The organism is Achromobacter sp. UMC46 (genome assembly GCF_014170335.1).
Taxonomy (GTDB): Bacteria; Pseudomonadota; Gammaproteobacteria; order Burkholderiales; family Burkholderiaceae_B; genus Achromobacter.
Genome location: NZ_LZZS01000036.1, coordinates 170,035 through 179,644, shown reverse-complemented (window position 1 = coordinate 179,644; position 9,610 = coordinate 170,035). Strand labels below are relative to the sequence as shown.

Here is a 9,610-nt window from a genome sequence, read left to right as displayed (position 1 = left end):
GAACAATACTTTTTAAGCCATGCCCAACTGCACGCAATGTTCCATGAAGCGCTTCTGCTTGCCATCAGGCATGCGTCCTTCCGACGTAGAGAAACTCCTGCCCTTGGTCAGGAAACGAGTTCGCCTCTTCAAAGGCGACCCCCTGTACTTGCCGGGTGACCACGTGACCGCCGTCCACGCAGTCCGGGGGGGCACGATCAAGACCACGGTGACGACCGAGAACAGGCGCAGCCAAGTCGTCCGATTTTACTTCCCGGGAGAAATCGTCGGCTTGGAAAACCTGACGGACATCAAGCGCCACTCAGCGGCCATTGCGCTGGAAGACACCAATCTTTGTGTCATTCCATCCGACAAGCTCCGCGCCCTGGCGGGAGAACTCTCGGTGTTGAATGACCGGCTGCTCCAGTCCCTGAGCGATGCCACGTGGCGCGACCGGAACATGCTGGCGACATTGGGCGTCATGAATGCCGAGGAACGCATTGCGGGATTTCTGCTTGATATCTCGGGGCGCCTCGCGGCACGCGGGTTCTCGGCATCCGAGTTTTTGCTGCGCATGACAAGGGAAGATATCGGCAGCTACCTTGGCTTGACAGTGGAAACGGTCAGTCGGACGCTCTCTCGGTTGTCCCGCGCCGGGTTCATCTCTATCCGGACCAGAAATGTCAGGATCCTCGACAGACGTGCGCTCGAGGACTTGTTATTGGGATCTTCTCGCGCCTGCGCGTCCAGAGCGAAGACCTCCGCTGAGGGTTAACGCCGCGCCCTCCTAATGCTCAATGAGCATTGCGGCCGCAGTGAGATCTTTACGCGCTTGCCGATAGTGGTTGCTCATAAGGCCATGGCGGGATATGGCACTCACCAGAACATCGATCTCCCGAACATAGGCATGATTCTCCGAGAAAATTGCGTTGATGCCGGCGCGGAAGCTCGCGAGGTGGTCTTCCAAACAGGACGGACCTTTCTGGCATTGCGTTCTTGAAGAGAATATCGCGGCGAAGCTCTGTGCTCCACCGCCCGCGGACGGCTTGCCTGCGTGAGGCTCCGACATCAAGCTCAGACGTTCCTCGAGAATCAGCAGTCTTGCCAACTTGGTCAAAATGGTTTGTGGGCGACTAGCCGGATTCGTGTATCCGCCTCTAATCCAGGCAGTCAACTGCTCCGCCGGCATCGGCCGCGCAATGGCATATCCCTGCACGGCGTCGGCGCCAAGAATTCGGATCGCTTCTATCAAGTCGCTGCTCTCCACCCCTTCCACTACGACCGTCTTTCCGAGCAGGTGACCTAGTCTTGTCAATTGGTGGACGAAGTGCAAGGCGTTGGCGTGGTCGCTGTCGGCCATGCAGATGATGCTCCTATCGATCTTGAACGAGTCGAAGGGGAGTTCGCGCAGACGTTGCAGGCCGCTGTGACCAGCCCCGAGATCATCTTCCGCCAACAACACGCCGAGTTCCTTGAACTTGCGCAGATTGTTGGAGATCGTGATTTCCGCGCAAACGTCCCAGTGTTCGAGAACCTCCAGCGTCAACGCACGAGGCGGGCAGCGATGCCTGGATAGCGTGTCACGAGTCACCGCATAGTAGCGGTCGTCGCAGAACGCAAAAGACGGCATATTCACCGATAGCCTAAGCGGGATGCCGTTGTGGAGCCAAACATCCCGTTGGGAGACTGCCAGTTCCAATCCTCTAGCGAAAAGCTCAAAGAGTTCCTCCCGTCCGAAATACGGCAAAAAATCGCTGGGTGGCAGGACGCGGGTGCCTTCAATCAGCCTGGCAAGGGCCTCCACTTGTGTGACATTGCCCGTTTTGAAATCGAATATTGGCTGGTAGTGCATCTGGAGCGAACCGGCCTGCAGCAATTTCGCGACTCGATGGAGCCCGGGCTGTGTGTCCTGCATCAGATCATTCAAATGGCTTGGCATGTGGTGTGGGAACGGGCCCACCAATTCGGATTTGAGTACAACCGCGGCAGTCAGCAGGGTGTGGCCGGGCCGATCTTCGGTGAAGACGGTATGCCCACTGAGGACGTTTCGTCGCGCATCTGAAAGAACATCACCTCGATCTTCATCCGTTTTGCCTGTTCTTCCAATGACTGGGCTGCCGCAGCGGCTTCTTCAACCAAGGCTGCGTTCTGTTGGGTGACCGAATCGATTTGACTGATCGCCACGTGAATCTCCTCCACGCCTCGCCTCTGCTCATCCGATGCCACTGCAATTTCACTGACAATTCCCGAGACCTTGGTGATGGCCCGCGTCATGTCCTGCATGGCTGTGCTTACCTCTGAGGCTTGCCGAGAGCCCTCTTGCACGAATCTTGAGGATTCGCCGATAAGATCCTTGATTTCCTTAGCCGCTGCCGAGGAGCGTTGAGCCAGAGAGCGCACCTCTCTGGCCACCACCGCGAAGCCCAATCCTTGTTCACCCGCCCTGGCTGCTTCGACGGCTGCATTGAGCGCAAGAATATTTGTCTGAAACGCAATGCCTTCTATCAGGCTTGTGATGTCTGAGATTTTTCGGGAGCTTCCGGAAATGCTGCCCATGGTACCCACCATGGCATCCATTGCCTGATTGTTGACCTTGGAAAGTTCAGACACGCTTTGGGCAAGGGCATTTGCCTCACTGGCGTTGTCGGCGTTTTGTTTCACGGTTTCGGTAATCTGTGCCATGGTTGCAGCGGTCTGCTCGAGCGAGGCGGCTTGTTGTTCAGTCCGTGCGGACAGGTCGAGATTGCCGCTGGCGATTTGGCTCGATGCAACCATTACGGACTCGCTCGACTCTCGAATTCCGCGTACGGCGTTGGCCAGGACCTGGTCCATTCGGTTCAGTGCCGACAATAGCTGACCGAATTCGTCGCGAAATTCGACGTTGATCGGTTCGCCGAGCTTTCCTTCGGAGATCCGCGTGCTGGCTTTGACGGCAGCAGATAGCGGTCTGATGACGGCACGGATGAGCAAGACACACACCAGGAGCGCAACGACGCCGCCGCCAAGGGTCAGGCCGAGTGAGATCAGGACGATGCGTCGGGCAAGCGCAATGCTCTCTTTATCGTCGATATCGGCCTGGTTTGCGTTATCCCTGACGTTTGCGTCAAGGAGATCGCTGAGCGCATCGGCTTGAGGAGCCAGCTGGTCGGACTGCTGCCGGGTTGCATTTTCATAATCGCCTTCTTTGAGATATGCAATCACGCGGTCTGATTCTTCCTTGAAGTTGCCAAGGCGGGCAGAGATTTTTTCCGCCAGTTCACGTTCTGACGGTGATGAGATTCCCGCGGGGTAGTAATGGGCCCACGCCTGCTGCAATGACTCCCGGAGCTTCTCGATTTCGGCTATCAGTTGATCGGTGGCCTCGGACTTTCTCTCCGCTTGCGCGCGCCAGAGCATGAGCCGGATGCGTAGCGTTGACGAACGTACCGATCCGACATCGAGGATCGGCAAGGTATTTGTTTGGTAGGTATTGTGAATACGCGTTGCGAGAGTCGAGATCCCAACGTAGCCGAAGGTGCCTACGGTAGCCAATAGAACGAATATCAGCGCGAATCCGGTCGCAAGCCTAGCTTTGATTGTGATTAATGGGTTCTTCATACGATTCGGTGTTTGCATGCGGAGAAAGGCGCATCCGAATCGATTCGACTGGTTGACGCCAGGAAATCTAAAGTTCCCACGCCGCATCGTATCGACCGCCCGAGCGGATCGGACGGGCAATCTTGATCCTCGTCAAGTTAAGTTCGGATTTGGCTGTGGGACTCTCTTGGCCATGAGTGGAGTCGCATCAACTTGCATTGCCGTTGCAATGGAGGCTACTGGGATCTAGCCCCGCGTAGGCCACCACTGCGTCCGAAGAGGCGAACGGGATGCGGGTGAAGGCCGTCACCAGAGCGGCCCCAGTCAGCTTCCCCACACCGGTAATGCTGGTGATTAAGTTGAAGTCGTCGGCCAAGGCGGGTTCGGCAGCGATCTGATCCAGCATTTCGCGCTCAAGAGCATCTGCCAACTGCGCCAAGGCATCCAACGCGTGCTGGACCTGAGCTTGCGATCCCACGTGCTTATGCCGATCGCTGGACAGGCGCAGCCTCGTCTTGCGATCAATCGGCGGTCACGGCCGCTAGATTCTTAATCGACGTATTTGGGCGGGGTGGGATATCTACCAACGTCAGTCCGCTAGTGACGGCTGATGGATGGGTGCGTCCCGGTCCCCAGCACCTCCGACGTGAGATCGGTAAGTGCTATAAAAACATACAAGATGGGTTACATCACCAGATGGTCTGAACGTGCGGGTAATCGCGAATCTTCAAGTCAGCAGATACCAGAGGCACCGAATGATGCCGCGCCGTGGCCACGATGATGCGGTCAGCCGTGTCCTTGTGGAATTCCCCGGGCAGGTCCACGGACTGAACAGAAATGCGCACATCCACTGGAACGAACCGAATGGCAGGCACTTGGGCAACCGTATCCAGCCACGCCGCCGCATCCATGGTCAGAGCCAAACGTCCGGCCTTGGCCAACATTGCGACCTCCCAGGCGCTGATCGCCGAAACCAGGATTTCTCCGTCCTGCCCTTCGGCCTCAATGGCCTCACGTGCGGGACGGCTCAACTGCGCGTCCCCCGCCGCCCACCATACCAGTGCATGGGTATCCAGCACGATCATTGCGCTGCCTCCCACGCATCTTCCCCGACCGGCGACAAGGGATCGTCAAACCGCAGGACGGAGCCGCGCAGCACATCCAACGGATTGCGCTTGGCCACTGCCCGATAGGGGCGGATTTCAAGTGCGGGCTTACCGTGATCGGTCACGACAATGGATTCCCCGGTCGATTCGACTTGCCGGAAAAGCTCAAGCGCTCGCGCTTTGAACTCGGTCTTAGAAACTTGCTGGCTGTGCATGGCGGCCCCCAAATGGTCAGTACAGATAGTCATTTTCTCGAATAAGCCATACCGAAGCGGCGCACGCCCCAGGGGGAGCCCCCCAGGGCCAGGCTCCTTACTCCTCCATTTCTCCCATCGGGTGCTCCACGGCTATAGCGGCCGGAATGAGCTCAGTGCGCATCAGTTCAGGCAACCGACAACACATCAATCTTGAAGCGTACGACGAATGAGTATCAAAGAGCACCTCGAAGGGATCATCGCGCGGACGACGTCGATCCGAATCGACTTCCGATGGAATGACCGCCGCTTCCGCGAGCGCGTAGCACTGCGCCCCACCGCCGCCAACATGCGCGCTGCGGCACGCATGCGCAGCGAGATTCTGCAAGCGATAGACCTCGGCGTCTTCACTTGGGACGACTTCGCTCGCTACTTCCCCGAGTCCCCCAGCATTCCGATCAAAGAGGCGGCCCGAGAAGTCACGTTCAAAGAGGCAGACATGTGGCTGAAGCTCATCAGCCACAAAGCGGCAACGACGCTCAGCGAATACGAGAATCTCTTGAACTCGCGGTGGCGCCCTTTGTATGGAAATCGCCCGATCGCGGAGATCACCTATGAAGAGCTCGCGATGGACGTAGCTGACTATCCGCGCATGGCGGCCAAGACGTTCAACAACGTCATGACGCCAGCTCGGCAGGTTTGGGCGTTGGCATTCAAGATGAGGAAAGTTCCGGAGAACATCACGCTGGAGATTGAAAGCCGTAAAGGCCAAGATCCAGAACCAGATCCGCTGCTCATGCGGTTCAGAAGGTGTGGCGCCCTACGCTTGCCGCGTTAGGAATCGGGATCGGGATGCGCGCCAGATGGGTCACAAGAATGGGCCCAAAAAAACGTAAGTCCTTACGTGTATGTCCTTGAATCTATGGTGCGCCCGACAGGAATCGAATCTGTACACGCGCCTATTAGCGCCATTTAACGCGGAACTTCCGTGCAGTTGCCTACACGTTAGGCGCATAGAGTTGTACTAATTCGCGGCTGTGGTCCCAAACTTGGGCCCAGCCGCCTTCGGGGCAGTCCCCCCGCCCCAAGCGTCGCCGGCCTCGCCCGAGGTTCGAGCACAGCCATTCAGGAAGCCCCTATGAGGTCCATACCCCATGCGGACGCGATCGCGTCCCGCGGGCATCACGCGTCCTTCGAGTTCCCGTCGACAGCACGTGCCGCCCGCCATGCCGCTCGAACCTGGTTCGAAACGGCTCCCGACATGAGTCCCGCCCAATACCGTGATCAACAGTTTCGGGACCATTGCAACAACAAGGCCGACTCCGCCCTCGAGCGCAGGATTCGCCGAGACGCATTCAAACAGGCATTCGCGGAGGCCATCGGTCACATCGTTGTGGAGGAGGCCCGATTTCATGCGCTCGCTGCTTGAAAGGCCGATCACGTTTCGACTTTCGGACGCTGCACGTCGACGCTACGAAGGCGCTGCAGCGGAGCGTGGAATGACGCTTTCGGCGTATCTGCGTGACCGGCTCGAGGTCGACGACCAGGTCGCCGAACACATATCGCAGCTTCGACTCACGCTCATGGACGGCGGCGTTGCCGACCAGGCCCCAGCGTCGATCCTTCCGATCCTCCTCGAACTGCTCCTGCTTTCCCGCCGGCACTGCTCACCGGGCGATATGCGAGCAGTGCACCTTGAACTTGACCGCCAGGGTGTGCCGCCCTGGACTCCAACTTGAAACTGAGGACCTCTCGATGCTTCCCATTACCGCTGCACGCCGGATCCTTGCCGCGATGATCCTTTTCTTGCTGTCGTCGGCAGCGTCCGCCCAGAACCCTGTGTCCGGCGCCTGGTCCCCGCACATTCAACCCGTGCCCTCTCCAGCCAATCTCGCCCGTGTTCAACTCGACAACCAGACCTGGAGCAGCGATGACGGCCAAGACTGGGTCATCAAAGTCGAGCAACCCAACGGCATCGACTTCTACTTGTCGCCCCAGGCGTGCGAGCGATGGATCGCGCAAGGCAAGCGCAGCGCCATTAATGCACTCAGGCTCAATGGCGAACCGGCGAAGGTGGCCCGGTGTCATGACGGGGTGAACCTAGCGAGCCTCCCGGTACCTCAATTGAGCGCCAAAGCCTTCGAGATGCTCTTGTTCTCCGGGATGTTCGAATAAACCGCCGTCCACGTCGGTCGTTCCACTGCCCCACGGAGCCTCACGCGCGCCTGCGGCCTCCCAGCCCACCTAGCCCGTGATCAGCACGGGACACACGCCTCATCCCTTCGGAGTTCCCCCTATGCATGCCCGTCTTCTGGCGGCCGTCATCTCGGCTGCCTGCTTTCTTTCGGCCTGCGGATTCGTACCGCCGGCCCCGCCAATGCCGGCCGACTCTGGCCGCGTCGCGATTAACCAACTGGATCCACGAAGCGTTCTACCGGGTAAATCGCCCACGGTGGTCGCTTCGGCGCCTATCCCGCCAATTCCAGTCCCCGAGGCACCACCCATTGCTGAAGACCCGGCGCCCGGCCAGCCTGCCGTGGCGCCCAGCAGCGGCGAGCTTCCCGCCGCCGGCGCGAAACCTGCCGCCGCGGCAGATGCTCAGACGCCGGCAGGCGAACTGGCCGCGAAGACCCAGGGCGCTGAAGTGGGCGGCGCAGCAACGGCAGCGGCGACCACAGAGGTCATGACGGTCGATGCCACGCCGACCCCGGCAGTAGCAGAACCGGAAATCGTGGAACCGCCCAAGCAAATCTGGCGCATCAGCCCGCAGGACGGCACGGTGCGTCAGGCGCTCGTCCGCTGGGCCGCAGATGCCAGTTGGACGTTCGGTCCTGACCAATGGGAGTTGAACTTCGACTTGCCGATCCAGGCACCCGCCGAATTCGAAGCAGCGTCCTTCCAAGAAGCTACCCAGGCGCTCTCCCAGGCGGTCGCCATGACCGAATCTCCGATACGTCCCTGCTTCTACGGCAACCGTGTCCTGCGCGTCGTGCCCTTCACCCGCAGCTGCAACCGATCCCCAGCCACGCAATCCTAGCCGTGGCGTTGACCAGGAATACCAATGACTGCATACCGCACTGTAGCGGCCGCACTGACGCTTGCCGCGCTGTCCGGCTGCTCCGCGCTCCAATCCACAGACCGCGTCACCGCCCGTGCTGACCACGAAGGCTCCAAGGGCGCCATTGCTATGGACGCCTTCAAGGGCATGGCAGGTGACACCGATCGTGCTAAAGGCCAGGTCGTAGAACTTCCCTGGATCGCTGGTCGGCCTCAACCGCTTGCCCGTGATGTCACCCTGCCGCCGGCGTTGCGCGCCAACGTCAACACTACACTGTTGTTCGAAAACAGCGCGGCGGACCTCAAAACTCTTGCCGACCGCATCCAACTGGCCACCGGCATCCTGACCCACGTGTCCGCCGACGCGTTGCTGCCGACCGAGTATTTCCTTCCGCGCCTGGCGGTCGACCAGGGCGTTGCTACCGCCAGTACCAACTTGGCGGCGGCGACAGCCGACACACTGGTTCCGGCCCTTGTCCCCGGTATTGCAGTTGACCGCATTGCAGGCCCGGTCCTGCCGCAGGGCGTTGCGCGCACGAAGATGGCTCCTCTGCCGCCAGGCCAAGCCCCCTTGGCATCCGTGCTGGACTCCATTGCGCTGCGGTTGGGCGTCTACTGGCGCTACGACGAAAAGATCGGTGCGCTTCGCTTCTATCGGACGGAGACCAAGAGCTACGTCGTCCGCACGCCGACGCAGGCTGCTGAAGAGAACCTTCAACGCGATATAAAGTCGGCAAATTCGACGCTCGCCGACAAGTCGACCAGCAGTTCAAAGGAAGAAGCCCGCGAACTGGCCGCTGTGGTCACCAAGGTCAGCCAGTTCCTCAGTCGCGCAGGCGTGATCAAGTCTGCGGACGGCGCGGCCAACACCATCGTCGTCACCGATACAAAGGATGCGCAGGATCGGATCGGTGAGTTTCTGGACGCGGAGAATCGCCAAATGACGCGGCGCGTGCGTCTCGTCTTTGAAGAGATCACCGTTCAGCGCGACCGACTGAACCAAGGCAGCGTCGACTGGAAAATTCTGTTCAACAGCCTTGGACGCGAAAACACTGCATCCGCCATCGGCGTCGGCCCCTTGCTCGACGCAGCCAAGGCAGCGGGCAGTGTGGGCGCCTCGGTGGGCAGCGGACCTTTTGCCGGCACCAACATCGCACTGAGCGCGCTTTCGCAACTCGGGTCGATCGTCAATCACAAGAGCATTCCGCTTCTCTCGCAGAACCGCCGACCCGCGAAGTACGACACGCGTAACACCTTCCAGTACATCAAGGATCTGCAACAGACAAAGAGCACGTCCGACAGCTCGGCGCCGACTGTCACGGTCACGCAAGATGAAAAGACAGTCGGCACGTTTCTCACCGTCGTGCCTGACGCGCAAGACGACGGCCAGGTCCTGCTGACCATCGCCTACGACGACACCCGGCTCATCGAAATGAAGAAGGAGCCCGTTGGGTCACGTGATGATCAGTCGTTCGTCCAGCAGACCAACATCGGCGGGCAGGGGCGCGTTCAGCAGGTGATGGTCCGCCCCGGCGAACAAGTGGTCATCGGTGGGTATCAACAATCCTCCGACAGTTCGACCCGCCGCCGTCTTGACGACAGGGCGCCGATGGTTATGGGTGGGTCTGACGCCTCGCAAGAACAGCAACTACTGACGGTGGTGTTGGTAACCGCAATCCCAGAAGAAGGATTCTGAAC

Annotated in this window: 11 protein-coding genes; 6 read left to right on the top strand and 5 right to left on the bottom strand. The window is 59.6% G+C overall.

Annotated elements, in window-relative coordinates; translation table 11 throughout:
• Positions 1-43: 43 nt before the first annotated feature.
• Complete coding sequence (locus A9973_RS26185) at positions 44-754, top strand: helix-turn-helix domain-containing protein (protein WP_255469295.1); 711 nt, start codon at positions 44-46, stop codon at positions 752-754.
• A gap of 12 nt (positions 755-766) precedes the next feature.
• Here A9973_RS26185 and A9973_RS26180 read toward each other — a convergent pair whose 3' ends face one another.
• The 5 genes from A9973_RS26180 to A9973_RS26160 all read right to left on the bottom strand — a co-directional run bounded on the left by A9973_RS26180 (position 767) and on the right by A9973_RS26160 (position 4,876).
• Complete coding sequence (locus A9973_RS26180) at positions 767-1,894, bottom strand: EAL domain-containing protein (protein ID WP_183016541.1); 1,128 nt, start codon at positions 1,892-1,894, stop codon at positions 767-769.
• 74 nt (positions 1,895-1,968) lie between these two features.
• Entirely contained in the window at positions 1,969-3,594 is a 1,626-nt protein-coding gene (locus A9973_RS26175) for a methyl-accepting chemotaxis protein (RefSeq protein ID WP_255469294.1), read from the bottom strand.
• A gap of 169 nt (positions 3,595-3,763) precedes the next feature.
• Positions 3,764-4,033, bottom strand: a complete 270-nt coding sequence (locus A9973_RS26170) for a transposase (protein WP_183016539.1) — start codon at positions 4,031-4,033, stop codon at positions 3,764-3,766.
• Positions 4,034-4,244: 211 nt separating this feature from the next.
• The gene (locus A9973_RS26165; protein ID WP_183016538.1) at positions 4,245-4,640 is read right to left on the bottom strand and encodes a type II toxin-antitoxin system VapC family toxin; all 396 of its coding nucleotides are present in this window, start codon (positions 4,638-4,640) and stop codon (positions 4,245-4,247) included.
• On the bottom strand, positions 4,637-4,876 hold the full coding sequence (locus A9973_RS26160) for a type II toxin-antitoxin system Phd/YefM family antitoxin (protein ID WP_183016537.1): 240 nt from the start codon (positions 4,874-4,876) through the stop codon (positions 4,637-4,639). Before A9973_RS26160 ends, A9973_RS26165 begins: the two co-directional genes overlap by 4 nt.
• A 208-nt stretch (positions 4,877-5,084) precedes the next feature.
• Between A9973_RS26160 and A9973_RS26155 the strand changes: the two genes are divergently transcribed.
• The 5 genes from A9973_RS26155 (at position 5,085) to A9973_RS26135 (ending at position 9,608) form a co-directional block, all read left to right on the top strand.
• Complete coding sequence (locus tag A9973_RS26155; RefSeq protein WP_183016536.1) at positions 5,085-5,693, top strand: Arm DNA-binding domain-containing protein; 609 nt, start codon at positions 5,085-5,087, stop codon at positions 5,691-5,693.
• Positions 5,694-6,267: 574 nt separating this feature from the next.
• A complete protein-coding gene (locus tag A9973_RS26150; RefSeq protein ID WP_255469292.1) occupies positions 6,268-6,594 on the top strand; it encodes a hypothetical protein in 327 nt (108 codons plus the stop codon).
• 16 nt (positions 6,595-6,610) lie between these two features.
• Positions 6,611-7,030 carry a hypothetical protein gene (locus tag A9973_RS26145; RefSeq protein ID WP_183016535.1) on the top strand — a complete coding sequence of 140 codons (420 nt, stop codon included), beginning with the start codon at positions 6,611-6,613 and terminating at the stop codon, positions 7,028-7,030.
• A gap of 121 nt (positions 7,031-7,151) precedes the next feature.
• Complete coding sequence (locus A9973_RS26140; RefSeq protein ID WP_183016534.1) at positions 7,152-7,892, top strand: toxin co-regulated pilus biosynthesis Q family protein; 741 nt, start codon at positions 7,152-7,154, stop codon at positions 7,890-7,892.
• Between the two features lie 24 nt (positions 7,893-7,916).
• Positions 7,917-9,608, top strand: a complete 1,692-nt coding sequence (locus A9973_RS26135) for a type II secretion system protein GspD (RefSeq protein ID WP_183016533.1) — start codon at positions 7,917-7,919, stop codon at positions 9,606-9,608.
• The last annotated feature ends 2 nt before the right edge of the window (positions 9,609-9,610 follow it).

Coding starts and splice junctions, on each gene's coding strand:
- A9973_RS26135 (WP_183016533.1), top strand. CDS start 7,917: ATGACTGCATACCGCACTGTAGCGGCCGCACTGACGCTTGCCGCGCTG.
- A9973_RS26155 (WP_183016536.1), top strand. CDS start 5,085: ATGAGTATCAAAGAGCACCTCGAAGGGATCATCGCGCGGACGACGTCG.
- A9973_RS26185 (WP_255469295.1), top strand. CDS start 44: ATGAAGCGCTTCTGCTTGCCATCAGGCATGCGTCCTTCCGACGTAGAG.
- A9973_RS26180 (WP_183016541.1), bottom strand. CDS start 1,894: ATGCAGGACACACAGCCCGGGCTCCATCGAGTCGCGAAATTGCTGCAG.
- A9973_RS26145 (WP_183016535.1), top strand. CDS start 6,611: ATGCTTCCCATTACCGCTGCACGCCGGATCCTTGCCGCGATGATCCTT.
- A9973_RS26150 (WP_255469292.1), top strand. CDS start 6,268: ATGCGCTCGCTGCTTGAAAGGCCGATCACGTTTCGACTTTCGGACGCT.
- A9973_RS26175 (WP_255469294.1), bottom strand. CDS start 3,594: ATGCAAACACCGAATCGTATGAAGAACCCATTAATCACAATCAAAGCT.
- A9973_RS26165 (WP_183016538.1), bottom strand. CDS start 4,640: ATGATCGTGCTGGATACCCATGCACTGGTATGGTGGGCGGCGGGGGAC.
- A9973_RS26140 (WP_183016534.1), top strand. CDS start 7,152: ATGCATGCCCGTCTTCTGGCGGCCGTCATCTCGGCTGCCTGCTTTCTT.
- A9973_RS26160 (WP_183016537.1), bottom strand. CDS start 4,876: ATGCACAGCCAGCAAGTTTCTAAGACCGAGTTCAAAGCGCGAGCGCTT.